Annotated in this window: 19 protein-coding genes; 16 read left to right on the top strand and 3 right to left on the bottom strand. The window is 45.8% G+C overall.

Annotated features, from left to right (window positions below; genetic code table 11):
• Nucleotides 1-112: 112 nt before the first annotated feature.
• Complete coding sequence (locus tag AC1HDP_RS06615) at nucleotides 113-2,905, bottom strand: insulinase family protein (protein WP_479638133.1); 2,793 nt, start codon at nucleotides 2,903-2,905, stop codon at nucleotides 113-115.
• A gap of 232 nt (nucleotides 2,906-3,137) precedes the next feature.
• Between AC1HDP_RS06615 and sixA the strand changes: the two genes are divergently transcribed.
• Entirely contained in the window at nucleotides 3,138-3,623 is a 486-nt protein-coding gene (gene sixA, locus AC1HDP_RS06610) for a phosphohistidine phosphatase SixA (RefSeq protein ID WP_479638132.1), read from the top strand.
• Between the two features lie 125 nt (nucleotides 3,624-3,748).
• On the opposite strand, the gene smrB is transcribed toward sixA, so the two are convergent.
• Nucleotides 3,749-4,273, bottom strand: coding sequence for an endonuclease SmrB (gene smrB / locus AC1HDP_RS06605; protein WP_140933028.1), 525 nt, complete (start codon nucleotides 4,271-4,273; stop codon nucleotides 3,749-3,751).
• A gap of 169 nt (nucleotides 4,274-4,442) precedes the next feature.
• Here smrB and prmB point away from each other — a divergent pair, with 169 nt between their 5' ends.
• From prmB to AC1HDP_RS06580, 5 genes are all read left to right on the top strand, one after another.
• Nucleotides 4,443-5,387 carry a 50S ribosomal protein L3 N(5)-glutamine methyltransferase gene (gene prmB / locus AC1HDP_RS06600; RefSeq protein ID WP_479638131.1) on the top strand — a complete coding sequence of 315 codons (945 nt, stop codon included), beginning with the start codon at nucleotides 4,443-4,445 and terminating at the stop codon, nucleotides 5,385-5,387.
• 105 nt (nucleotides 5,388-5,492) lie between these two features.
• The gene (aroC, locus tag AC1HDP_RS06595; protein ID WP_479638130.1) at nucleotides 5,493-6,590 is read left to right on the top strand and encodes a chorismate synthase; all 1,098 of its coding nucleotides are present in this window, start codon (nucleotides 5,493-5,495) and stop codon (nucleotides 6,588-6,590) included.
• Entirely contained in the window at nucleotides 6,587-7,765 is a 1,179-nt protein-coding gene (locus AC1HDP_RS06590) for an MFS transporter (protein ID WP_479638129.1), read from the top strand. Before aroC ends, AC1HDP_RS06590 begins: the two co-directional genes overlap by 4 nt.
• 87 nt (nucleotides 7,766-7,852) lie before the next feature.
• Nucleotides 7,853-8,971, top strand: a complete 1,119-nt coding sequence (locus AC1HDP_RS06585; RefSeq protein ID WP_479639842.1) for an ATP-NAD kinase family protein — start codon at nucleotides 7,853-7,855, stop codon at nucleotides 8,969-8,971.
• A 13-nt stretch (nucleotides 8,972-8,984) separates the two neighbouring features.
• A complete protein-coding gene (locus AC1HDP_RS06580) occupies nucleotides 8,985-9,257 on the top strand; it encodes a YfcL family protein (RefSeq protein ID WP_140933021.1) in 273 nt (90 codons plus the stop codon).
• 129 nt (nucleotides 9,258-9,386) lie between these two features.
• Here the strand turns inward: AC1HDP_RS06580 and mnmC1 are convergent, their stop codons facing one another.
• The gene (gene mnmC1 / locus AC1HDP_RS06575) at nucleotides 9,387-11,351 is read right to left on the bottom strand and encodes an FAD-dependent 5-carboxymethylaminomethyl-2-thiouridine(34) oxidoreductase MnmC1 (protein WP_479638128.1); all 1,965 of its coding nucleotides are present in this window, start codon (nucleotides 11,349-11,351) and stop codon (nucleotides 9,387-9,389) included.
• 144 nt (nucleotides 11,352-11,495) lie between these two features.
• On the opposite strand from mnmC1, the gene fabB reads away from it, so the two are divergent.
• The 10 genes from fabB to AC1HDP_RS06525 all read left to right on the top strand — a co-directional run bounded on the left by fabB (nucleotide 11,496) and on the right by AC1HDP_RS06525 (nucleotide 26,287).
• The gene (fabB, locus tag AC1HDP_RS06570; protein ID WP_479638127.1) at nucleotides 11,496-12,707 is read left to right on the top strand and encodes a beta-ketoacyl-ACP synthase I; all 1,212 of its coding nucleotides are present in this window, start codon (nucleotides 11,496-11,498) and stop codon (nucleotides 12,705-12,707) included.
• A gap of 100 nt (nucleotides 12,708-12,807) precedes the next feature.
• Nucleotides 12,808-13,962 (top strand): 4-phosphoerythronate dehydrogenase, encoded by a 1,155-nt coding sequence (locus tag AC1HDP_RS06565; RefSeq protein WP_479639841.1) that lies wholly within the window; start codon nucleotides 12,808-12,810, stop codon nucleotides 13,960-13,962.
• Nucleotides 13,963-14,979: an aspartate-semialdehyde dehydrogenase gene (locus AC1HDP_RS06560; RefSeq protein ID WP_140933017.1), complete on the top strand. Its 1,017-nt coding sequence runs from the start codon at nucleotides 13,963-13,965 to the stop codon at nucleotides 14,977-14,979.
• Between the two features lie 250 nt (nucleotides 14,980-15,229).
• Nucleotides 15,230-19,051: a FimV/HubP family polar landmark protein gene (locus AC1HDP_RS06555; protein ID WP_479638126.1), complete on the top strand. Its 3,822-nt coding sequence runs from the start codon at nucleotides 15,230-15,232 to the stop codon at nucleotides 19,049-19,051.
• Between the two features lie 103 nt (nucleotides 19,052-19,154).
• Nucleotides 19,155-19,937 carry a tRNA pseudouridine(38-40) synthase TruA gene (truA, locus tag AC1HDP_RS06550; protein WP_140934117.1) on the top strand — a complete coding sequence of 261 codons (783 nt, stop codon included), beginning with the start codon at nucleotides 19,155-19,157 and terminating at the stop codon, nucleotides 19,935-19,937.
• 1 nt (nucleotide 19,938) lies between these two features.
• On the top strand, nucleotides 19,939-21,225 hold the full coding sequence (folC, locus tag AC1HDP_RS06545; protein WP_479638125.1) for a bifunctional tetrahydrofolate synthase/dihydrofolate synthase: 1,287 nt from the start codon (nucleotides 19,939-19,941) through the stop codon (nucleotides 21,223-21,225).
• Between the two features lies 1 nt (nucleotide 21,226).
• Nucleotides 21,227-21,883: a cell division protein DedD gene (dedD, locus tag AC1HDP_RS06540; protein ID WP_479638124.1), complete on the top strand. Its 657-nt coding sequence runs from the start codon at nucleotides 21,227-21,229 to the stop codon at nucleotides 21,881-21,883.
• 126 nt (nucleotides 21,884-22,009) lie between these two features.
• Nucleotides 22,010-22,498, top strand: a complete 489-nt coding sequence (locus AC1HDP_RS06535) for a CvpA family protein (RefSeq protein WP_140933013.1) — start codon at nucleotides 22,010-22,012, stop codon at nucleotides 22,496-22,498.
• Between the two features lie 39 nt (nucleotides 22,499-22,537).
• Nucleotides 22,538-24,052 carry an amidophosphoribosyltransferase gene (gene purF, locus AC1HDP_RS06530; protein WP_479638123.1) on the top strand — a complete coding sequence of 505 codons (1,515 nt, stop codon included), beginning with the start codon at nucleotides 22,538-22,540 and terminating at the stop codon, nucleotides 24,050-24,052.
• Nucleotides 24,053-24,319: 267 nt separating this feature from the next.
• On the top strand, nucleotides 24,320-26,287 hold the full coding sequence (locus AC1HDP_RS06525; protein WP_479638122.1) for a DNA topoisomerase III: 1,968 nt from the start codon (nucleotides 24,320-24,322) through the stop codon (nucleotides 26,285-26,287).
• Nucleotides 26,288-26,437 lie beyond the last annotated feature (150 nt).

Raw genomic sequence — 26,437 nt, 5'->3', positions numbered from 1 at the left:
AAATATCTATAAATTTTAAATATATGGTCTATTTAGACTTCCCGCCTCGAAAGGCGAGCATAGTCGTAAACTTGTTTACCTGTATAGACAGTCACAAGAGTATTCATAATAGCTATAGCAAAAATAGCTGACTGTGATCTTTGAAATGTGTCAAGTCAGTTATCTGATTAGTGGAGCTAAGCCTTGGCTGCTGCTGATGAGCTTGGCCAGTGGAATGTAAGATAAGTCTATCGGCATGTTTAGTGCGCATGTGATTGACAATAAAGCTAATCAAATCAGCTCGGGTTAGTTTATCAATTTGCTCTACCACTTTCTCACGTTGATTAAATTGATAGTCCTTATGACCTAAACTTGCCCAATATCGCTGTGAGCGTGTTTTTAGGTTGGCGTCATGCTCCATGACTTGATTAATTAGTCCTTGTTTAGTGCTTTGCCATTGTTCTGTGGTGATTTGCATAATGGCATAAGTGAAATCTGCGATAAATTCATCGATGGCTTGCAGTAATTTAACTGGGCCAGTGGCGGGGGACTGAATATAAAAAATCATTCCAGGGTGGCGATGCAGGGGTAAATAACCAGTGCCGACCACATAACCTAATTGTTTTTCGGTGCGCAGTTCGTGAAAAAAGTTAGATGACATGCTGTGATTCAAAAGACTGAGAATCGCCATCGAATGCTCGTCGCTAAATTCAGACTGATAATACACAATTATGCTGCTGTCTTGATGATCGATACAAAGCTCACGATACAGAGTGCCGCGTCCTTTAAGATTAATTAGTTCGCGCCGTGTTTCATGGCTTGGCAAGCTGACTAAGGTCAGAATTTGTTTTAGGTGTAACGCCAGATTTTGTGCTTCTTTCGCTAACCAATTACCATAAATCATCCCTTCTAAATGTAACTTCTCATAAAACAGTACTATATGATTGTGCAGATGTTCTAAGCCAATAGGCTTTAATGCTTCAGCCATTTTGTGCGGTTCATAAGAACAGCGCTGTAAGGTCACGGCCATGCTAGTAAACAATTGTGAAATTGGCTTAGCCTGACTCTGATTTTGCCAACCGCGAATTAATTGCTCTTTAATACGGGCAAAATTAGTGGGTGAAAAATTACGTTCACGCGCTTTTTCTATCAGTAATTCTAATAGTTTACTTTGCTTGCCTGTATATCCTGACAAGTGCAAAGTGATCCCACCTTGATGGGAATAAATATGATAACTAAGACCTGCGACTTCTGCTTGATAGGTATCTTCTGTGAGTGCATCGAGTAGCATTTCTACATAAAGACGGGTGAGCGCTGCGTGAGTGACGGTTTTACTCGCTTGCTCTGAGTCCAACGATAAAAAGATATGCGCTTTAGGCACATTAAATTCATCATCTTTTTTATGCCATAAACGATAGCCTTTACCTTCGGCAATTATCTTGGGCACAGCACTGATATTGGCTTCATGGCTTGGTTCAGTATCATCAGGAATAAACGGGTTCGCCGGGGGTAAAGACAATTGCTCACACCATTTATCGACTTGCCACTTGGCTAAGCGCTCATAGGAAATCGCAGTGTTTTTATAGGGCGTAAAATACCACGGCGCTTGTTGATCGGTTTCAAGCCCTGGTGCCACTAGCTGTATTCTTAAGTTATCTGGCGATAGTTTATCTAACAAGGCTTTGGCTTCAGTTATTTGTAAACGATCCATACGATAATCACCAAATATAGTATCTACAGCAGGGTAGTGCTGCATATTAATACTAAGATGGCTGGCTAAATCGAGCGGACGCACAGGTTCTTGATATTTATAGGTAAGTGTTAGTAAGGTTGAGCGCTCTTGATAACGCCAATCTTCTAATCCTTGTTTTTTTATTAATAGAATTGCCTCGAAACACAAAGTAATAATGTCATCAATATGCTCAAAGCCTTCATCGGTCAGCTGAATATTGATGCAATAATCTTTAAAGTTATAACCATTGACGCCGCCACCTGCTGACAGATTGCTAGCAAAGCCCATTTCTTTAAGGCAATGCAACAAGCTGCCATAACTTTCATTGCCTAGTAGATGGCTAATAAAGGTTAACGGTTTAGTGGCGTACAGCTTATCTATGCCTTCCAAGGCAAAACTTAAGGTTAAGCGTTTTTGATCTTTTAATGGCACTATTTCAATTTGACGGTGTTGCTCATTTGGCGTAATTAATGCGACTTCAGGATAGTGTTTGCTGAGGTTATGGTTGTTAATCGCTGAGAAATATTGAACAGCGAGTTGCTCAAGTTGGCTGAGTGTAAACGGTGCCACTATGCACAAGGTCATTAAGTTAGCACTGTAATTTTTACTGTAGAACTCAATCAGTTCTTGTCGCAGTACCTGCGCTTCGCCACTTAAGGTAACTAGGTTACCCACCGAAAAATGACTAAAAGGGTGGTCTTGATTAACGCTGTCTTTTTGTACTTGATAGATGCGGCGAATGTCATCTTTTAATTTGAGGCTAAATTCAGATTCTATCGCTTGGCGTTCTCTATCCACCAACTCCACATTAAAGGCTGGAGCAATAAAAAATTGACTGAATCTATCAAGTGACTCTGCTAATTGATCTTGATGAATACTGTAAAAGAAATTCGTGTGTTCTGTGCCAGTCCAAGCATTATTACTACCCCCATGCTGATTAATAAAATGGTGATATTCAGCGGGATCTGGAAATTTTTCGGTACCTAGAAACAACATATGCTCTAAAAAATGAGCCATGCCAGGGCGTTGTTTGGGATCGTCGAAATGGCCAACATTCACAGCCATAGATGCAGCCGCTTGATTGCTTTGCATATCAGACACTAACAAAACCCTCAGCTGATTGGCTAAGGTAAGATAAGCATATTGACGACTATCATGCTTGCTGGTGTGGATTTGAGTCAGCGCTATGGGCAAGAGACGCTCCATGATTAAATGTCTGACTTATATCTTGATTGGCACTGAAGGGTTTGGCAAATGTCTTTTGGCTAATTTGTTTTAATTAGCGGGCTAAATCGGATAATAGTGGCACTATTGGGACTGAAATCGCTAACTGCTTTAGCCATACTCGACTAATTTACAGTGTCACTCCCAAGATAATCTAGATACAATGAGGCTTCATTCACGTTTGAAAATGCAAGAGTGAAGTATGCAGTTATTTTTGATGCGTCATGGTGAAGCTAGTTTTAATGCCACGCGCGATAAAGAGCGAACGCTGACCGATACCGGCCGTTATGAAACTCGTTCTATGGTTAAATGCTTGCAAGTCGATAATACCCGCTTCGATCTTGTATTAGTAAGTCCTTACTTAAGGGCGCAGCAATCATGGGATGAAATTCGAGAGTTAATCCCAGCCCCGCGCCATTGCATTGAGCTTAATGATTTAACACCCGATGCCAATCCAAGTTATGCCGCCGATGTTATCTTGGCTTATGCCGAGCAATATAAAGCCGACAAGGTGCTAGTGATTAGCCATATGCCATTATTGGGATACTTGGTGAGTGAACTGGTTGCAGGTCATGAACCACCATTATTTGCAACTTCTGCGGTGGCGTTATTAGATAAGCATGCAGAGCATGTGAGTTTTCAATGGATGAATGTGCCTACGGTCATGGCAGCGACTAGCCGTGCTTAAGTTTGCTTTTCCTTAACTTAAGCTTGCTTATGTTTACTCATGGGCTTTTTAGCTATCTATGAATAGCACACCACCAAGATGCCATGCGTTATGATGGCATCTAGGGCTAAGCGCTAGTCTAGTCGCTATAGAAATTCACACGGATGACCAATATCGACTAATACCAGTAAGGCTGCGTCGCCCCCCCAAGCCTTAGGCGCCTGGTGAAATGCTAACACTTTAGGATGCTGCGCTAGCCACAGTGGAATTTGCTGTTTTAAAATCCCCGCCCCATAGCCATGCATTACGCAGCAAGCGTGACTGTGCTCAGCAATACAAGCCTCAATCAAAGCGATTAATTCCAGTTTGGCCTCAGCTTGACGCATCCCATGCATATCTAACAATAATTCAGGGACATAGTCACCGCGGCGTAAGCGTTTTAATTCAAAGCTATCGGTATGCGGCGCGCGCCAACGCATAGGTCCATCACTTGGCAACAAGGGTTGGTAACTGTCGGAAAAGAGTCCTGCTGCATCCTGAGTTATCTTATGGTTCACCAGTACCGTTTTGGCTTTTACTGGCGTACCAAAATGGCGCTTATCTTGGCTCAAGGGTTTGACGCCGGCCATTAACTCAGCAAATAGTGTCACGTCTGTGTGTTCAATCGTCATGGAAATACTTGTGCTTGGTCAAATGAAAAATAGGCTTGCTAGGGCTAGTGTAACCTAATGTTAACCCCAAGCCCAAATCTTAGGCGCTGGCCAATTTAGCACTAAGAATTATGCCTTCTTTAACTGCATCAGTTACAATAGCGCCAGAGAATTAATGTTGGAGTGTGTTTTGGATAAAATTTTTGTGGATGAAGCCGTTACTGAGCTTAGAACCATAGGTGATATGTTGCGTTGGGCTGTGAGTCGTTTTAACGATTCAGGTATTTTTTACGGTCATGGTACTGATAACGCTTGGGATGAAGCCGTATCTTTAGTCTTCCATGCCCTGCATTTACCTGATGAAGTCGGCCAGCAAGTTATCCATGCTAATTTAACTAGCAGTGAAAAACACAAAATAGTGGAACTGATTTTACGCCGCGTACGCGAGCGTGTGCCTGTGCCATATCTGACCAATGTTGCCCGCTTTGCCGGTCTTGATTTTTTTGTTGATGAACGAGTGTTAGTACCACGCTCACCTATTGGTGAAATGATTGCCAATGGTTTTCAGCCTTGGATTAGCAATAAACCAGTCAGCCGTATCTTAGATTTGTGTACTGGCAGTGGTTGTATTGCGATTGCTTGTGCGTACGAATTTGAAGATGCTGAAGTCGATGCTCTGGATATCAGTGAAGATGCGTTAGATGTTGCCCAAATCAACATTGAAGGTTTAGGGGTAATGGAGCGCGTGTTCCCAATCCAATCTGACCTATTCGCCGCTATCCCAACGGGTCCACAATACGATTTAATCGTCTCCAACCCGCCGTACGTGGATGAAGAAGATTTATCGGATATGCCTGCTGAGTTCCACCATGAGCCTGAATTAGGCTTAGCGTCTGGCTATGACGGCTTAGATTTAACTAAGCGTATTCTGGCCAATGCTGCTGACTACCTGACTGAAGACGGTGTGTTAGTGGTTGAAGTGGGTAACTCTATGGTGCATTTGATTGAGCAATATCCAGAAGTCCCATTTACTTGGGTAAGCTTCAATCACGGTGGTGATGGTGTGTTCGTATTAACTCGTGAGCAGTTAGTTGAAAATGAATCACTGTTCGGCATCTATAAAGACAGGGCATAATCTGCACTCAGTGTGAATCAAGCTTTCTGCGCTAATAAACGACACTTGGGTGTCGTTTTTTTCAACCAAAAATTAGAATAATCAGCATGGAATAGAGAGGTTAAGATGTCAGGAAATAGCATAGGATTGAATTTTGTCGTCACTAGCTTTGGTGAAAGTCATGGCCCCTCAATTGGTTGTATCGTCGATGGTTGCCCACCGGGACTCGCCTTAAGTGTTGAGGATATGCAGCATGACCTCGATAGGCGCCGCCCTGGTACCTCAAAATTCACCACAGCACGGCGCGAAGATGATGCCGTTAAAATTCTCTCTGGCGTATTTGAAGGTAAAACCACAGGTACTTCGATTGGTTTACTGATAGAAAACACTGATCAGCGCAGCCAAGATTATTCCAACATTAAAGAACTCTTTCGCCCAGGCCACGCTGATTATACCTATCAACAAAAATACGGCTTGCGCGATTATCGCGGCGGCGGCCGGGCTTCTGCTCGTGAAACTGCGATGCGAGTCGCCGCAGGCGCCATTGCCAAAAAATACCTTAAACAGGCTTATGGCATTGAGATTTATGGTTTCTTGTCACAATTAGGCCCGATTGCCGCCGAGCAGATTGACCGCCACGAGATTGAAAACAACCCATTCTTTTTCCCAGACGTCACTAAGCTTAATGCCTTAGATGAATACATGCGCGATTTGAAAAAGTCAGGGGATTCAATCGGCGCCAAAATCACAGTGGTCGCGACCAGTGTGCCGGTCGGCTTAGGTGAGCCTGTGTTTGATCGCCTTGATGCGGATATTGCCCATGCCATGATGGGGATTAACGCAGTTAAAGGGGTCGAAATCGGCGATGGCTTTGCCGTGGTTGAGCAAAAAGGCTCAGAGCATCGCGACTTAATGACACCAGAGGGCTTTAAGTCTAATCATGCTGGCGGCATTCTTGGCGGCATATCCTCAGGGCAACCTGTGGTAGTGCATTTAGCATTAAAGCCAACTTCGAGCATTAGCGTCGAAGGCGATAGCATCAATGTGCATGGTGAAGCTACTAAGGTAGTGACTAAGGGTCGCCATGACCCTTGTGTTGGTATTCGCGGCGTACCGATTGCTGAGGCCATGTTAGCCATAGTCTTAATGGATCATTTATTACGGCACCGGGCGCAAAATCAGCAAGTGATGTCTACCACTCCAGTGCTAGGAATGTGTGAATGATGGAAGTTCGACCGCAGGCGTCATTAGTTTGGTTGTCCGCCTGCTATTTTTTCTTTTTTGCCATTCTTGGCATTATGGTGCCATACCTTGGCGTATTTTTTGACGACAGAGGGTTTAATCCGCAGCAAATTGGTTTTCTGCTCGCCATTGTGATGGGCACACGGATTATCGCCCCGAATGTGTGGGCGCGAGTCGCTGATAAAACGGGCATGCGGGCGCAGTTAATTAAGATGGGCGCACTAGTGGCGGCCTTTAGCTATACCAGTTTTTTTTATGACGGTTCATTTACCTATATGGCCATTAGCTTGGCCGTCTATACCTTCTTTTGGAATGCCATTTTAGCTCAGCTAGAGGTTATCACTTTAGAAACCTTAGGCGATAAAGCGTATCGTTACGGCGCTATTCGCAGCTTTGGCAGTATTGGTTATATCTGCTTAGTGGTTGCTGGCGGTTTTGCCATTGAAGCCTTTGGCCCGCAGGTGTTGCCTTATATCGGCATGGGGTTGTTTCTTGGCATGTTGCTGTGCTCCTTGCCATTGCCCAATGAAACCAAAACGGTTAATCGCGGTGAAACCAAGGCGTTGGCATTTAATCGCTCCATCATCTGGTTTTTAATTGCGGCTATGCTGCTGCAAATGAGCGCCGGCCCATTTTATGGCTTTTTTGTGCTCTATCTTAAGCAGGCGGGTTACACCGAATCTATCGCCGGTATCTTTGTGGCGTTAGGTGTCGTGTCTGAAATTGTCATGTTTATGTTTGCGCCTAAGTTATTGGCGCGTTTTAGTGTGATCACCTTACTCAAAGTGAGCACGGCGATGACGGTTATCCGTTGGCTGTTATTAGCCGTGGCGGTAGAGTCAGTGTTATGGCTGACCGTGAGTCAATTATTACACTCTTTTACCTTCGGCTTAGTGCATGCGGCATCCATTCAGTTTGTATATCAAGCCTTTGATAAATCGCATCAAAGTCAGGGGCAGGCTTTATATGCCAGCTTAGGTTTTGGCTTAGGCGGCTCCATGGGAATTGGGATTTGCGGCTTTATCTGGGGCGATGGTAGCGGCGCGGTTTGGACTTGGGTATTTGCGGCTATGTGCGCAGCAGCTTCACTCTTGGCGTTATATGTGATTCATAAGCCGGGCTCAGCCCTTAAAGTATCAGACGCGGTGGCGGCATAAATCGGTGAGTTTAGGTGTTAATTAAATAGAGATGCAGTGGTTCAAGCAGCCAAGCAATCAATTAAGCAATCAGTCAGTGGATGAATGATGAAGCGACAGTTTATGTTAGGCCTATTAATTAATCCGTTAGCAGGCTTAGGTGGTAGCGTGGCCTTAAAAGGCAGTGACAATGTGGCGGCGCAAGCGCTCGCTCTTGGCGCCAAACCTATGGCGAATGCGCGAATGGCGCAGGCGTTAACTCAGTTGCTGCCCTATCAAGATGATATTCATATTATTACTGGTAGCGGCAAACTAGGCGCCGAGTTATGTGAACACATGGGCTTTAGCTATCAAGTGATTTACCAAGCTAAGCCAGCTTACAGCGCAGACGATAGCCATAGTTTAATTGTGGCTATGGCAGAATTTTCGCCAGATCTCATCTTGTTTGCGGGCGGGGATGGCACCGCTCGAGATGTACTGGCAAGCATCAGTCCACAGCAAGTGGTTTTAGGTGTGCCTGCTGGAGTGAAAATTCACTCTGGAGTATACGGTATTACTCCAAAGGCCGCAGGCACAGTCGTTGCCATGTTATTGCAAGGTCAATTAGTGAACTTGCTAGACGCTGATGTCATGGATATTGATGAGCAAGCGTTTCGCGCCGGCCAAGTGCGCGCGCAGCGTTTTGGCTCAATGCGAGTACCGGCTGAACCCAGATACGTGCAAGCGGTTAAGATGGGCGGCAAGGAGTGTGATGAACTGGTATTAGCGGATATCGCTGCCGATGTGATTGAGTCCATGGAGGATGAGTATTTCATCATGGGGTCGGGCAGCACTGTGGCCTTTATCATGGAAGAGCTTGGGCTTGATAATACCTTGCTCGGTGTGGATGTGATTGCGAATAAAGCGCTGGTAATGACAGATACAACCGCGGCCGAGCTATTAGCGCTTAGTGATGATAAGCCCTTAAAGTTAGTGTTTACCTTAATTGGTGGCCAGGGCCATATTTTAGGCCGCGGCAATCAGCAGTTGTCGCCCGCGCTAATTCGCCGTGTAGGGCGAGAGAATATCATCATAGTGGCGACCAAAACTAAGTTAAAAGCACTTGAAGGACGGCCATTAATCGTGGATAGTGGCGACCCAGAATTAGACCAAGCCCTTGCTGGTTTTTATAAAGTGACCACAGGTTATCGCGATTACGTGATGTACCCAGTGGCTAACCCAGAATGAGCGGAGAAGTACCATGTTGGAAAAATACGATAACATCTTGAATCATTGGGTAGAAACCATTGTTGCTCAAGGCGATGATGATGCCTTATTTGCAAGCGGTTATCTGCAAGGTCATGTCACAGTCGCTTTAGCGCAATTAGAACAAGCAGGCGTTGCGGACTTCAGTCATTTGCAGCTTAAAATGCAAGACAGCTTAAAATTAGCCAGTCGCGAATTGGAAGATAACGATTACCAGTTAGTGCAACACGCATGGACTGAACTGTCTGCGCAATTGATGGTTTGCTAAGCCGATAGTTTGGCTAGCTCCCGCAGCTAACTCGCTTTACATGATACCAACCGCCCTCAAGTTTCAAGGTGTTTAAGGCTGTATAAGCCCAAAACCCTCAGAAATAGGGCGGTTGTTTTCGTTAAGCGGTTACCATTTTATTTGCTTGCCACGAATAAGCTTTCTTAACCATAAGCGATTTGGCATTAACATCTCAACCATGGCTTGCTGGCAAGGAAGAAACTCGCCACACAACTGACTGGCGAGCATTTCTGCGGCCAGTGCACCGTTACATAAACCGCGACTACCAAGCCCGCCGAGTAAATATAAGCCGCTAATGGTTGGCGCGGTTTGTTGCTGCCAAAAATCAGCCATAGCTTGTTTATCGCCTTGGCTAAAATGCTGATCACTCTCTAAACGCTTGAGCGCTTCCACATCAGTCGCTAAACCTACCACGGGAAAATGATCGCGACTAACCATACGCACACCTACGCGGGCATCTTGCTCGCTAATATCGACATCATCAACCCAGGTTTGGTTTGGATAACTGGTTTGTAGTTGCCCTAAGTTAGCCACTTGTTCACTGTCACTGTAATCCAGTGAGCTTGGATTTTTGATATAACTGGCGCCTAAACAATGATGCTTGTTATGGCTTGGGGTGAAGTAGCCTTTAGCGCATAGCACAGTATTCAGTGCTGTTAATGTTGCCGTGGATGGCACATGGCTCACTTGGCCTCGAAAAGGACTTAAGGCTTGCGCTTTAGTATCGGCAAACTGATTAATGCCAGTGCCATTGGCCAAGATCAGTTGCTCAAACGGACCGTGCTGCTGATTTCCCACATTTAGATACCAGCCATCTTGGCGATGATGAATGTCAGTTACACTATGGCCTAAATGCACAGTGGCAAAATCACCAGCAGCCTGCATGCAAGCCGAAGTTAGCTCTGCTGGCGCGATCCAACCACCGTTTGGATACCATAAGCCGTTATTATCTATCGCGATATTAGCTAAGGCATTGGCCTTAGCAGCTGAGCATGCTGACACTAACTGCGCGGGGAAGTTGGCATCGGCCAATTCTTGTAAGCGTTCGGCTGAGCGCGCGTCATGGGGCGTTTGTAACACCCCGCAAAACTCATGACTGACAGGATATGAGCTATGTATTTGCTCTAAGCGCTGACGACTGAGTAGAAATCCATGCTGATAAAAACGGCTAAGTAAGTCGTGTTCTGGTGTTAACAGCGGATAAAGGGCGCCTTGGCGATTGCCAGAAGCTGCCATAGCGAATTGTTCATCTTGGCAAAATAGACTAAATGTCCGTTGACGCGAGGCTAGGCTGTAGGCTAGTTGTGCGCTGGCAAGCCCGCCACCAATAATGGCAATATGACCAGGTCCTGGATTTATGGGTACATGGCCAAGCTGCGCTTGATGTTGACGGCGCAATACTTGGCGCTGCTCAAGGGTAAGCGTATCTGGTGCTTCACTTGTCATCATTTGTGCGTCAGTAGCGCTCACAAGCTCTAGCCTAAACTGCGGTAAATTGGCTTGGGTGAATGGGGCTGCGAGTACATTATCTTGATAACAAATTACCGCATCATCCTGACTTAAGCGCGCTAATTGCCATAAATGGCAGGCTTGTAACCAGTTGGTATCCGTTTGCTGCCAAAACCAGCGGCTCACGCGCTGCTGCGTTGGCGTCATGATTTGGCGCAATAACTCTGGCGCTGGCAAATAATGCACATCAAGACGCACTTTTCCTTGCTGCCATTCAAAACGTTGGCTTTGCGCGGCCTCTAAGGTGTTGGCGGTTAATTGCTGCAACAGGTAATCAGCTAACGCGTGATAGGGACCAGACATCTGTTGCCAATGGCCTAATGCCAATTGTTTGATATCGGCAGGGCCTAACACTAACAATAAATGGCAAGCTTGCGATGAAGCTGTGGCCAAGGACGCTGGGGTTAATGGTGCGGCGTTACACTGACTTTGAGCGCGCTCTAATTGGGTTAACCATAGTTCAGGTGTTATGGGTAACCCCAGCCAAGCATTCACTGTTACACTATTGGTTTGCTGTGTTATGTTGGTATTGGCTGTTGATGCCGATGACGGGGAACGGTCCAAATGGGGCAATTTCCGGTACTCAATTAGTCTCTATTGGCATCATTTTACCTGTATTTATGGAAAGCTGACCACTTAAGTGTTCTAAAAGCGATACCATTGGCTCAGCAGAATTTGGTCCTGACATTACGGAATGGATAGTTAGCAATGAAAAGAGTCGTTATCACAGGTATGGGTGTAGTTTCTAGCATCGGCAATAACCTCGTTGAGGTATTGCAGTCCCTAAAAGCTGGAAAAAGTGGCATTACTCGCTCTGCACAATTTGAAGAAATGAAACTCCGCAGTTTAGTGTGGGGTGATATTAAGTTAGATACGAGCGAGCACATTGACCGTAAAGCCTTACGTTTTATGGGCGATGCTGCGGCGTACGCTTATATCGCTATGAAAGAAGCCATCAGTGATGCTGGCTTAGAAGAACATCAGTATTCTCATCCGCGCGTAGGTTTAGTGGCAGGAAGCGGCGGCGCTTCATCACAAAACCAAGTAGCAGCGGCAGATATCTTGAGAGAGAAAGGTGTTAAGCGCGTCGGTCCTTATATTGTACCGCGTATTATGTCGAGCACTGCCAGTGCATGTTTGGCGACCCCATTTAAGATTAAAGGCGTGAATTACTCGATTAGTTCGGCCTGCGCTACCAGTGCTCATTGTATTGGTCATGCCGCTGAACTTATCCAATTGGGTAAGCAAGACATAGTGTTTGCTGGCGGCGCTGAAGAAGTTGATTGGACCTTAACCATGGGCTTTGATGCAATGGGCGCCTTATCAACTAAGTATAACGATACTCCAGAACGAGCTTCTCGCACCTATGACGCCAACCGCGATGGTTTTGTGATTTCTGGCGGCGGCGGCATAGTTGTGGTTGAAGAGTTAGAGCACGCGTTAGCGCGTGGCGCTAAGATTTATGCCGAAATTATTGGTTATGGTGCCACCTCTGATGGTTATGACATGGTTGCACCATCAGGTGAAGGTGCTGTGCGCTGTATGCAAATGGCATTAGCCGATGTTGATACTGACGTGGATTATATCAATACCCACGGCACTTCGACTCCGGTTGGCGATATGCGTGAACTTGAAGCGTTAAAAGAAGTGTTTGGCGCTAAGATGCCAGCGATTGCATCGACCAAGTCGCTCACAGGTCATGCCTTAGGTGCTGCTGGTGTTCACGAAGCTATCTATAGCTTGTTGATGCTCGAACACAATTTTATTGCTAAGAGCGCCAACATTGAGACCTTAGATCCAGAAGCCGTAGGTTTGCCGATTGTGACTGAATACACTGAGAAAATGATGAATACCGTCATGAGTAACAGTTTTGGTTTCGGCGGCACTAACGCAAGCTTAGTGATGCGCAGATATAAGTAATCAGTATTTAGCGGATTGACTAAAAAAGGGAAGCTTAGGCTTCCCTTTTTCATTGGTGCTCGGGCTACAATGGCGCAATACACAGAAGTAGGGATACATGATGAAAATAATCGCCGATGAAAATATGCCGTTCGTTAACGAACTCTTTGCCGGCATAGGTGAAGTGACTCTGGTGAATGGTCGGCAATTGCAGCCGGAGCAATTAATAGATGCTGATATGTTATTGGTGCGTTCTGTCACTGAAGTCAATGCTCAGCTGTTAAGTGCGGCGCCTAAGCTTAAATTTATCGGCAGTGCCACCATAGGTACTGAGCATGTCGATGCAGCGTATTTAGACACTTGCGGCATCACATTTACCAATGCTCCAGGGTGCAATGCCACCGCGGTGGGTGAATATGCTTTTATCAGCATGCTCGAATTAGCCCAGCAACATGGCTGCTTGCTGACAGATAAAACCGTCGCAATCATTGGTGCAGGTAATACCGGTTCGGCCTTGGCTGTATGTCTTGAGGCCTATGGTGTTAACTATGCATTGTGCGATCCTCTGCTAGCACCGACTGATAATAGCCGCGCTTATGTGAGCTTGGATGAGGCATTAGCGCTAAGTGATATTATTAGCTTGCACGTGCCCTTAACCACCACGGGCCCATATCCGACTCATTACCTATTTGACAAAGACCGATTATCAAAGCTTAAGGCCGGCACTTGGTTATTGAACTGTTGCCGCGGCGCCGTGATAGATAATCACGCCTTATTACAGCATATGGAGCAAGGAGGTGATTTATCGTTAGTGTTAGATGTGTGGGAAAACGAGCCTGAACCTTTGGCGGCGCTCATTCCTTGGGTCAGCATAGCGACGCCGCATATTGCCGGTTACAGCCTTGAGGGAAAAGCGCGTGGCACCTATCACTTGTATCAAGCCTGTTGCCAATGGTTAAGGCAGCCTGTGGCACACACACTTAAGGATTTACTGCCGCCCTTATGCTTTTCACAGTTGATGCTAGAAGATGAAACTCATCTTAATGGCGCGAGCTTAGCGCATCAGCGCCAAATGTTAGCGCTGGCGCGCTTGGTTTATGATGTTAGGGATGATGACCGAATGTTTAGACAACAGGTCCAACATATCAATGGATTTGATCAAATGAGAAAAAATCATCGTCATAGGCGTGAATTTAGTGCTTTGGCGCTAGCCTCGACAGGGGATTGTAAGTTAAATTGGTTAACTCGTTTAGGTTTTGCAGGAGTCAGTCAATAAATGTCGCAGGAATTTAATGTTGTAGTGTTGGGCGCGTCCGGAGCTGTCGGTCAAACCATGATCGAGATTTTAGAGGAACGCAATTTCCCAGTAGCCAAACTTTTTCCGCTGGCTAGCCGTCGTAGTGCAGGTGAAACCGTTGAATTTCACGGTAAACAAGTAGAAATCCTCGACGTAGAAACCTTTGACTGGAGTCAGGCGCAGATCGGTTTCTTCTCTGCCGGTGGTGATGTGTCTGCCAAATGGGCGCCGATTGCTGCCGAATTTGGTTGTGTGGTGATAGATAACACCTCACATTTCCGTTATGACGCGGATATTCCATTAGTGATCCCTGAGGTGAATCCGCATGCTATTGCTGATTTCCGTAATCGCAATATTATTGCCAATCCTAATTGCTCAACCATCCAGATGCTGGTGGCATTAAAGCCTATTTATGATGCCTTTGGTATTAGCCGCATTAACGTTGCGACTTATCAATCTGTGTCGGGCACAGGTAAAGAAGCCATTGAAGAGTTAGCAGCGCAGTGCGCCCGTTTACTGCAAGGCTTGCCAGCAGAATCAAAAGTGTACGATAAGCAAATTGCTTTCAATGCGTTGCCGCATATCGATGTGTTTTTAGATAACGGCTACACCAAAGAAGAAATGAAAATGGTGTGGGAAACTCAGAAAATTTTGGGTGATACCCAAATCACTGTGAATCCAACCGCTGTGCGCGTTCCTGTGTTTTATGGTCATTCAGAAGCCATTCACTTAGAAACTGTCCAAAGCGTTGACGCTGAAGCGATTAAGTCAGTATTAAGAGATGCCCCTGGCGTTGAACTGTTTGAAACTGACAGTGAATACCCAACAGCTGTGACTGATGCTGCGGGTGCTGATGCGGTATTTGTGGGCCGAGTGCGCAATGATATTTCTCACGAAAACGGCATCAATATGTGGGTAGTGTCTGACAATATTCGCAAAGGTGCTGCGTTAAATAGTATTCAAATTGCTGAAATTTTAGTGCGTGATTACTATTAATGACGTCACTGACTAGTTAAACGTAAAAAAGGCCTGCATTTTGCAGGTTTTTTTATACCTGTTTGACCCAGGCAATATCAGGCAACTGTGGACGGTAATCATCCGCGGCCAGAGCCACGGCGATTGCGTGCCAGACTAGCTCGGCGCGGGTTTCTAGTTTATAGTAATTTCAATAAATACAATTGCCTAAGATAATTGTTTGGTGGGATGATGTTTAGCGCTGCTAAGGGATGAATGGATGAATTTTTGTATGGCAACTTGGTTTAATGCATGGCGACCTGTGTTGTTGGCGTTGCCTTTGGTAATGACGACAGTGCAAGCGGCAGAGCCGCTGCGATTAACTGGGCCTGAAGGCCAAACACGGCAAATGGTTAAACAGTATGGCCCAACGTCTGCGTCTGACACTTTTTGGGGCATAGCGGTTAAGATGCGTCCCGATCCTAGTTTAAGTGTTTATCAAGTCATGGCCGCTATTTATGAGGCCAACCCGCATGCGTTTGCTAGCAATAATTTCAATAGCCTTGAAAAGGGCATGTTGTTAACTATCCCAAGTGGCGCCGATATGGCCGCCATTCCTGCTGAGCGTGCCAAAAGCCGAGCTGAGCAAGATGATGTCAATTGGAGTCGCTTAACCCGCAAACAAAAGCAGCAGCAATTTGATAATCTCACCGCCAGCAATGCTAATAATGCGGCAGAGGCTCCTAAACCTAGCCGCGCTAAAGTATCACCGCCACCTGTGGTTGTGCAGCCAGTATCACCACCCGTTGTCCCAGTACTTGTTAACTCTCAGCCATCCCAAGTAACTTCAGTGCCAGCAGCCAATCCAGCTGTACCAGCATCCCAAGGTGGCACTGCTGTGACTAATAGTGAATTAGTCAAAATGATTGCAAGCTTGGAAGAAAATCAAGCCAAGAATTTGGCATTGACGGATGAACTGGCAAGAGCGCTTGATCAACAACTGGTGTCTGACTTAGATAATAAAAACCTCAAAGTTAGATTGGAAGAATTAAGCACCACTATCGCGGCACTTGAAGAGCAATTGATGGCAAGTCGTCAGCAAGTGGCAGTGCTGAACGCCGAAATTGAAATGCTCAAGCAGCAGCAAAGCACAGTGCCGATTAAAGATGCAGAGCCAAGTCTCTTAGATAATCCTTGGTTAGTAGGCGGCGTGAGTGCTGCAATTATCGTCTTATTGTTACTGATGATTGGTTTGTTGCTGCGTAGGCGCCAAGCGCCAGTGTCAGCGTCCGCCAGTGTTGCGCCGTTAGTCGCTGCTACCGTCGCAGTCGTTGCCGCAGCGCCAACAGAGGTAGCTGTTGATGAGCCCAGTGTACATCTTGATGATGACTCTCTAGATAGCTTGCTCGAACTTGATGCGGTTGATTTAGCCCCTGAAGTAAGTTTGACTACTGATGGCCTTGATAGTAATGATGAGTTTGATTTAGCAAGCGATGGGGGTCAGTCCTTAGATGACTTATGGGCTGAAGCTATGGGCGAGCAATCTGCGGGCTTAGATAGCAGTGAGACTGATTTAGACGCGTTATTAGCTAGCTTAGAAATGCCAGAAGAGGATGATGTTACTCATGCCACTAACGATGTTGGCGATGAACTGAATTTGGACGCAGTATCCCTTGATGATGACGCCGAGAGTGCATTATTAGCTGACTTAGAGGCTGATTTTATTAGCGCGCCACCAAGATCGCCGAGTGAAACTATTTCTCAAGATGATTTAAATGATTTGTTCAGCCAGTTAGATGCAGAAGACAGCAAGGACAGCGTTGCATCATTAGATGTTGATGCCGATAGCGATGTCTTAGAAGATTTATTTGCGCAATCGGTAGCCGTAGAAGAGGCGCTGATTGAGCCTGATCTAACTGAGCTAGACCTAAATTCTATTGATGAACATGTGGCGAGTGAGTCAGGGCTTAACATCGATGATGATGCTGACGAATTAGAGATGCTGTTAGCACAATCGGTTGCCGTAGAAGAGGCGCTGATTGAGCCTGATGTAACTGAGCTAGACCTAAATTCTGCTGATGAACCTGTAGCGAGTGAGTCAGGGCTTAACATCGATGATGATGCTGACGAATTAGAGATGCTATTAGCACAATCGGTTGCCGTAGAAGAGGCGCTGATTGAGCCTGAACTTGATGAGCTAGACCTAAATTCTATTGATGAACATGTGGCGAGTGAGTCAGGGCTTAACATCGATGATGATGCTGACGAATTAGAGATGCTGTTAGCACAATCGGTAGCCGTAGAAGAGGCGCTGATTGAGCCTGATGTAACTGAGCTAGACCTAGATTCAAACATCGAACTCGACTCACTTGATATAGATGTGAGCCTGCTCGCGACGGATAGTCTTGATGACATGAGTGCGCCTGAACTTAATACTTTAGAGCTTAATGTTGATGAGTCTGGTTTAGACTCGATTGATGACAGTGCTATAGATTTAAATTCAGCAGACTTAGATTTCACAGACTTAGATTCAACAGGCTTAGATTCAACAGATTTGAATACGGCTGATGAGATCAATGACAACAATGCGCGCACTGCGCTTAACCTAGATAATGATACTGATGAACTAGCAGCCCCACACTTCGAATCTCAGCATGAACCTGCGATGGCATCTTTGGTCGGTACGCTAGATGAGCCATTGGTGGTCAATGAGTCAGAGTTATTAGTCACAGATAATGTGGATGATTTAGCTGAAACAGAGTTGATTTCAGAGCTTGAGTTAAATTCAGCAACAGAAATAGCGCCGCAATTTGTCGCCCCAGAGGCACTAGCACTCGAAGAAGAACTCGCTGCGTTTGAAGACGATTTACTGTTGCCAGAAGAGGAGTTCACTTACTCAAGTATTGCTGACATTCAAGCGCAGCCATTGACGACGCCAGTTGAGGATGATCTTAATAACATCAATACCAACCCTGATATTGATAGCAGCCACCTGAGTGATTCTGGCATTAAGCCAGAGCTTGGCTCGCCAATGAATACAGAACTCGATGCCTTTGCAGCCTTAGATACTGACATTATTGCTATCAGTGACGATGACCTCAGTTTTGATTTCGCGGCTTATGATACTGAGATTGATTTTGCGGGTGATGCCGGACACTTAGAACCGGTTATTTCAGATATCGACGTTTTAGATAGCGAGGCGTTAAATCTCGATACGGAAGATTTCAATGCTTTACCCCCTAAGGCTATCGAACCTAGTATTTCGCCGGCAATGGCAACTGAGGTTACCGCAGACTTGGCCACTGACGACGTATTTGACGTTGCTACCGAAATCGCTGCTGTTGTTGCCCCCGTTGCTGCTATAGCTATCGCTAAAACCGATGGCAATAGTCATTCAGATGCTGTGAGTCATGCACCTTTAGATGCTAAGACAAGTACTGAGCCAGATTTTGACCTTGACGCCTCAGACCTTGACCTAGAAGCCTTAGACCCGCTGGATTCTCTGTCCGATGATGATTTACTGGCGCAATTTACTGAGCATGCAGAACCTGTGGTGTTTGATATCGGCTCCGCGCTTGATAGTCATATCGACATAGATACCGACTTTGCAAGTGAGCTAAAAGCGAGTGTAGATTTTGATAGCAGTGCTGATGTCGATTTACATGCGATCACAGAGCTTGATAGTGACTTTGACTTACTGGCATTAAATCCAGGCCAGTCAAAGTTAACCGTTGAAGAGGCGTTGGCGGCGTTAGATGCGAAAGAGAGTATCAATCAAGCTAAGTATGATAATGATTTATCGAATTTTCAGCGTGATAACGGCTATATAGATATTGACCTTTTACTCAATGAAGCCAATGAACCAGAAGATATTGCTGACAGGTATCGCGAGCCTGAGATGGTGATGAGCGAAGTGACGCAATTATTCAATGGTGTTGATTTAATTGATGTTGATGATGAAGAAAATGCTGTTAATGCCAAACTCGATCTCGCTCGTGCTTACCTTGAGATTGAAGATGCCGATAGTGCAAAGGCGTTACTTGCCGAAGTTAAGCTCGATGGTAACGAGCAGCAGCAAGTAGAAGCTAAAAAGTTATTAGCTAAATTAGGCTAAGCCCAAAGAGTAATGAACGGCGCCACTAGGCGCCGTTTTTTTATGCAGAGCCTGTGCGGCCTTTATGGTATATTTGCCGCAAATTTGCAGTAGAGAGATGATGATGCGTATAGCCTTAGGGGTTGAATACGATGGCAGTGGCTTTTACGGTTGGCAGCGCCAAGCGGAAGTGGATTCAGTGCAAGCGCAAGTCGAGCGCGCCTTATCAGTGATTGCCAATGAACCTATTTTAGTTCAATGCGCTGGCCGCACCGATGCCGGCGTGCACGCCACTGGTCAAGTGGTGCATTTTGATACCCAGGCGGTGCGTAATTTAGGGGCATGGACCTTAGGGGTCAATAGCCATTTACCCGATAACATCGCTGTGCGCTGGGCCATGGAAGTGGATGATGATTTTCATGCACGCTTCTCAGCCACTGCGCGGCGTTATCGTTACGTGATTTATAACCATAATTTGCGTCCAGGCATTTTGCGCTATGGTGTGAGTCAGTATGCTGGTCAAATTGATGAGCAGCGTATGCACTTGGCGGCGCAGTACATTTTAGGCGAGCAAGACTTCACTAGTTTTAGAGCAATTCAGTGTCAGTCAAAAACACCGTTTCGCAATGTTCATCGTGTAGATGTGAGTCGTCATGGCGCCTTCATTATTGTTGATATTGCCGCCAACGCTTTTTTACATCATATGGTGCGCAACATAGTAGGCTCGTTGTTAGAAGTCGGCTATGGCCGAGAAGACCTTGATTATCTCGGCAAATTATTGGCATTAAAAGATCGCAGTAAAGCCGCCGCTACCGCTAAACCTCACGGTTTATATTTAGTGGATGTGACTTACCCTAATTATGAGTTGCCTAAGCCGGCCATGGGGCCATTATTTTTGGCGGATTAATATGACGACAAATAGCTTACAGAGCCCTGCTGCCAATAGTAGTCTTGACACTTGGCTTGATTATATTTTGGCTATGCATCCCACTGAAATCGACATGGGACTGACCCGTATTAGCCAAGTGGCAGAGCGCCTTGGGGTTAAGACGTTAACGCCAAGCAAGGTCATTACTGTGGCGGGTACCAATGGTAAAGGCACGACTTGCGCTATGTTAGCCAGTATCTTGCAAGAGGCAGGTTACAGCGTGGGTGTGTATAGCTCACCGCACTTATTGCGCTATAACGAGCGCATTAGCGTTAATGGTGTCGATGTCAGTGATGAGCAGCTAATTGCAGCTTTTCAACTAATTGAACGCACCCGCGCTGAGTTATCACTGACTTTTTTTGAGTTTGCCACCTTAGCCGCCTTAGTGATTTTTAAGCAGCAAGCGCTCGATGTGATCATTTTAGAAGTGGGCCTAGGCGGCAGATTAGATGCAACTAACCTGATTGATGCTGATGTGAGCGTGGTTACCGCTATTGATTTAGATCATCAAGAGTATTTAGGTGATACCCGCGAATTAGTGGGTAAAGAGAAAGCTGGCATATTTCGCGCAGGCAAACCTGCCATTAGCGGCGATCTCGATTGTCCTGCCTCGGTGTTAGCGGTAGCTAACGATATTGGCGCCCAATTTATTCAAGTCGGGCAGTCGTTTCATTATCAACCCCATGGTTTAGGCGTTAATCAGCCAGCCCAAACTTTTGATTACCAAGGCCCTGTGTGGCAATGGCAAGGTTTACCGGTACCGCTATTACCGCTTGCTAATGCGGCCACTGCGCTGGCAGCACTTGAGCAACTTATGCCTGATTTAGCGTTTGCCCATATTTCACAAGGGTTATTAAACGCTAAGTTAGCTGGGCGGTTTGAATGCGTGAGCAAGCAACCGCTGACCTATGTGGATGTGGCCCATAACCCGCATGCTGCCCGTTACTTGGCACATAAGTTAGTTGAGCTCGGTGCTAAGCGCATTATTGGCTTATGCGGCATGCTTAAAGATAAAGACATTAAAGGGGTGATGGATTGTCTCGCGCCTGTGATTGACAACTGGTACCTTATTTCCATTGATAATGCCAGAGGCGCTAAGGCGTCAGATTTACAACAATATTTAGCCACTGAAACTTCTCACTGTTTTGCTGATATGGCCAGTGCTTGGCAAGCCATTGGCGAGCACCAGCAAGCTGGGGATGCAGTAATAGTGTTTGGATCGTTTTATACCGTGGCTGCGTTTAGTAACGTTTTAGAAGGGAAATAGTTTGTCTACTCAGTTTCATAATCGACTGGTTGGAATAATAGTGCTGGTAGCACTTGGAGTGATTTTTTTGCCAGATATGTTGGATGGCAAGCCGCTGCAAGAGCAAGAAACCTTTGCTGAAATTCCGCTGCGACCAAAAACGCAAACGCCGCCGGCAACATTTGAAGTGGCAAGTATTGCCCCGGTAGATCTTAGCCAAGCGCCAGTGCAGTCAAGCTTTGAAGGTAAAACCGAATTGGCGGCTAAAGTTGAGCCTAAACCAGAAGTTAAGCCCGAGCCAAAGCCAGAAGTGAAGTCAGAAGCTAAGGCGCAACCTAAGCCTGAGCCAAAACCTCAGCCTAAGCCGCAACCTAAGGTCGAGCCAAAACCTGAAGCTAAGCCTGAAACGCAAACGGCGTCAATTAGCGCCAAAGCCGGGTGGACGCTGCAACTGGGTAGCTTTGCTAATGCTAAAAATGTTAATGCCTTAGTCGCGCAGCTGCGTAAAGCGGGTTTCCCGACTTATACCTATCCCGCTAAACCTGTGGATGGGCAGTTAACTAAGGTATTTGTAGGCCCAGAAATTAGTAAAGATAAGCTTTCTGGCATGCAGGCTCGGGTTCATAAATTGACTGATCTTAAGGGGCGAATCGTTAATTACGATCCCATTCAAGGTTAATCGTCGTTAGTGTCGGCAATAGGGGATTGTTTCCCCTACGGATAATACATTTTCTGGGGGTGAGAATCCTAACCGTCTCTGTTATTATCCCGCCGACTTCAATTGCTGTATCGGATTGCATATTTTATGGTTTGGATTGATTACGCCATTATCGCCATCGTTGGTTTATCGACACTGATCAGTTTGATCCGTGGCTTTGCCAAAGAGGCCATGTCTTTAGTGGTTTGGTTTGTTGCCTTCTTTGTCGCCAGTGAGTTTTATGAACCGCTAGCTGCTCATCTCACCCAATTACAGGACCAATTCTTACGCAATGGTGTCGCCATTGCCATTTTGTTTGTGTGCACCTTAATGGTCGGTGCCTTCGTTAACTATATCTTGGGTCAGTTAGTCTCAAAAACCGGCCTATCGGGAACCGATAGGGTCTTAGGATTATGTTTTGGCGCACTACGCGGCGCCTTGATTGTTAGTGCCATATTGTTTTTTATGGATGCGTTTACCGGCGCTCCGTCTGCCATTTGGTGGAAGGAATCCGTACTCGTGCCCGAATTTGGGGTAGTCATTCAGTGGTTTTTTAACTACTTGGAAAGCACCTCAAGCTTTGTACCTACATTATAAAAATAGAATTTGAACATCTTACAATGAGGATACTTACCCATGTGTGGTATTGTTGGAATAATTGGCTCGTCGGCGGTTAATCAAACGATTTACGATGCTTTGACTGTGTTACAACATCGAGGCCAAGATGCTGCAGGGATAGTGACTGTTGATGGCTCCGCCTTTCGTTTACGCAAAGCTAATGGTCTGGTGCGTGATGTGTTTGAACCTAAACATATGCAGAGACTACAAGGCAATGCAGGCATAGGGCACGTACGTTACCCGACCGCAGGCAGTTCCAGTGCCTCGGAAGCGCAACCTTTTTATGTTAATTCCCCCTTTGGTATCTCCCTCGCTCACAACGGTAATTTAACCAATACGCTCGAACTGTCTGAATCCTTACTTAAAAAACGTCGCCATGTGAATACCACCTCAGATTCTGAAGTGTTACTTAACTTATTGGCGGATGAACTGCAGCAAACTAAAGGCTTGATTTTGTCTGAAGATGAAGTCTTTTCTGCTGTAGCTCACTTGCATCAACAAACCCGCGGCGCCTATGCCGTAGTGGCCATGATTATCGGTCAAGGTTTGCTGGCGTTTCGCGATCCCTTTGGTATTCGGCCATTAATGCTAGGTAAAAATGAAACTGCCAAAGGCACTGAGTACATGGTGGCTTCTGAAAGTGTGGCCTTGGACGCTGTCGGTTTTGAAGTAATACGCGATGTCGCTCCAGGTGAAGCCATCTTTATCACCTTAGATGGCCGCCTATTTACCCGCCAATGCGCAGAAGCGCCAAGTTACAGCCCATGCATCTTTGAATATGTGTATTTTGCACGTCCAGATTCAACCATAGATAAAGTCTCTGTATATGCGAGTCGCGTTAATATGGGCACTTATTTAGGTAAGAAGATTAAGAAAGAATGGTATGAGCATGATATTGATGTGGTCATTCCTATTCCAGAAACCTCATGTGATATCGCGCTCGAAATCGCTCGTGAAATGGACTTACCTTATCGCCAAGGCTTTGTTAAAAACCGCTATATTGGCCGTACCTTTATTATGCCTGGTCAGCAAGAACGTAAAAAATCAGTCCGTCGTAAGCTCAATGCCATTAATACTGAGTTTTACGGTAAAAATGTCTTGCTGGTGGATGATTCGATAGTTCGCGGTACTACTTCAGAGCAAATTATTGAAATGGCAAGAGAAGCAGGTGCTAACAAGGTGTATTTTGCCTCGGCCGCCCCTGAAATTCGCTTCCCTAACGTCTATGGCATTGATATGCCAACCACTAATGAGCTGATTGCTCATGGTCGCGATGCCGATGAAATTGCCCAGATTATTGGCGCTGATGGCATTATCTTCCAAGACTTGCCCGATTTGATTGCCGCCGTTAGACAAGAAAATCCGGACATTGCCCGTTTTGAAACCTCAGTATTTGATGGTATCTACATTACTAACGATGTTGACCAAGCTTACCTTGATCAATTAACCGCGCAGCGTAATGACAACAGCAAGACTACCCGCAATAAAGACCTAGGCACTAACCTTGAATTGCACAATGTCTGCCACCCGTAAGGGATAAATGGCATCATTGCTAGTCATTTAATTAAAACCACAGCCTTGGCTGTGGTTTTTTTCTTGCCGAAACTAATAACAAACGCTAAGGTTACTGTAAATTTATCCAGTGCTTCGGTGTCGATGTTGTTAACGTCACTATGGGTGTACTGATTGGCAGTTTGATGGCCATCTACTTGAGCCCATGGCTGAACTCATTCGGGGTTACCAAGCCAATTAACGCCGCCGTCTGGATAATATCGTGAGCTTTAGAGCAGGTAAGTCAGTGTGAGATTATTTATTGCAGAAAAACCCAGTTTAGGCCGAGCATTGGTTGATGTGCTACCTAAACCCCATCAACAACATGATGGCTATATCAAGGCCGGCAATGGCGATGTAGTCACTTGGTGTATTGGCCATTTATTGGAACAAGCTGAGCCTGAAGCCTATAACCCAGATTATAAAAAATGGGCGTTAGAGCATTTGCCGATTGTACCCACTGAATGGAAATTGGTGGTTAAGGCTAACACTAAAAAGCAATTTACTGTGGTCAAGAAACTCATTAAAGACGCTGATGTGTTAGTCAACATGGGCGACCCTGATAGGGTCGGGCAGATATTGATTGATGAAGTCATTAATCATTGTGGCGTATCTAAAGCCAAAAAAGCTGAAGTATTGCGCTGCTTAATTAGCGATTTAAATCCAGTAGCAGTTAAAAAGGCGCTCAATAATCTAAGAAAAAATACCGACTTTATTCCCTTAGCAACCTCAGCGTTAGCTCGAGCTCGAGCCGATTGGCTGTATGGCATTAATATGACGCGCCTATGCACTCTGCAAGGGCGCCAATCAGGCTATAACGGCGTGTTATCTATCGGCCGCGTGCAGACCCCGGTATTAGGCTTAATCGTTCACCGTGACCTTGAAATTGCCGACTTCGTCTCTAAACCTTTTTATGAAGTGCTGGCAACTTTCTTGACTGCCAGCAATGAGTCTTATCAGGCCAAATGGCGCCCGAGTGCCGCGTGTGAGCCTTATATGGATGAAGATAATCGAGTATTATCAAAGGCATTAGCCTTGAATGTTATCTCACGGGTACAAGGGCAAACGGGCAAAATAGTCAATGTCACCCAAGCCAAAAAAGCCACGCCGCCACCACTGCCTTATAGTTTATCAGCCTTACAAATTGATGCCGCCAAACGCTTTGGCATGAGCGCTCAAAGCGTGCTTGATACTTGTCAGCAATTGTATGAGCGCCATAAGCTCATCACTTATCCGCGTTCTGATTGCCGCTATTTACCAAAAGAGCATTTAAATGATGTGCCGCAAGTCATTAGCGCCATCCGCCATTCTTGCGCGGCTTTACAAGATGCGGCGAACAATGCCAATGTTAGCCTTAAATCTAAGGCGTGGAATGATAGTAAAATCAGTGCTCACCACGCGATAATCCCGACCGCGAAAGCCACAGATTTAAGTCGCCTCTCTAGCGCCGAAAACAACATTTATGAGCTAGTAGCGCGGCAGTATTTAATTCAGTTTTATCCGCATTTTGAATACGTGGATAAACAAATAGATACTGAAGTCGCCGGTGGATTATTCATTGCCAAACAAAAGGATGTGGTTGCCCTAGGCTGGAAAGTGTTATTTCCGACTAAATCTAATCCTCAAGGCGAGAGTGAGTTTTCTGCCTTCAGTTTGCCACAGGTGGCGATTGGCGATGGCGTTCATTGTCAGCAAGCCGATTTAGTCGAAAAACAAACGACAGCACCTAAATTTTTTAATGATGCTAGCTTACTCTCGGCCATGACAGGTATTGCGCGCCATGTGACCGATCCTGCCATTAAAAAAGTGTTACGCGATACTGATGGTTTAGGTACAGAAGCCACGCGAGCAGGCATTATTGAACTGCTATTTAAACGTCAGTTTTTAACTCGCCAAGGCAAAGATATTCGAGCGACCGAGGTTGGCACTGAGCTTATTTGCTCGCTCCCTAAGCGCATGACTATTCCTGATATGACGGCGCACTGGGAATCGCAGTTAGAAGCCATTAGTCAGCGAGAGATAAAATACGCTCATTTTATGGAGCCTATTACCCAAAACATTGGCATATTAATCGATGAAGTGAAATCCGTGACCTTTAGTGGTTTAAAAGGCAAGGGCACGCCTTATAAACCCAAAGGGGTGTTTAAAGGCAAAGCCAAAACAACCAGTAAGGCCAAGCCTCAAGCGAATTTTAAGCCTAAACCTAAGGCAAAATAAGCGGTATGTCCTCGCGGATTTTGACATTTACCTTGTAACATTTCACTCAGAGATGAAGTTGCGGCTTATCTCTGGATCTGTTGTCTACGGCTTGGCCTTGGCCAAACGCTAGCTCTTAATGGTGATTGATACGTGGATCACTCATAGATT

Source organism: Shewanella sp. ISS20 (genome assembly GCF_056522965.1).
Note: the sequence above shows the minus strand (reverse complement) of the source record. Positions and strands in the feature narration are given on the sequence as shown.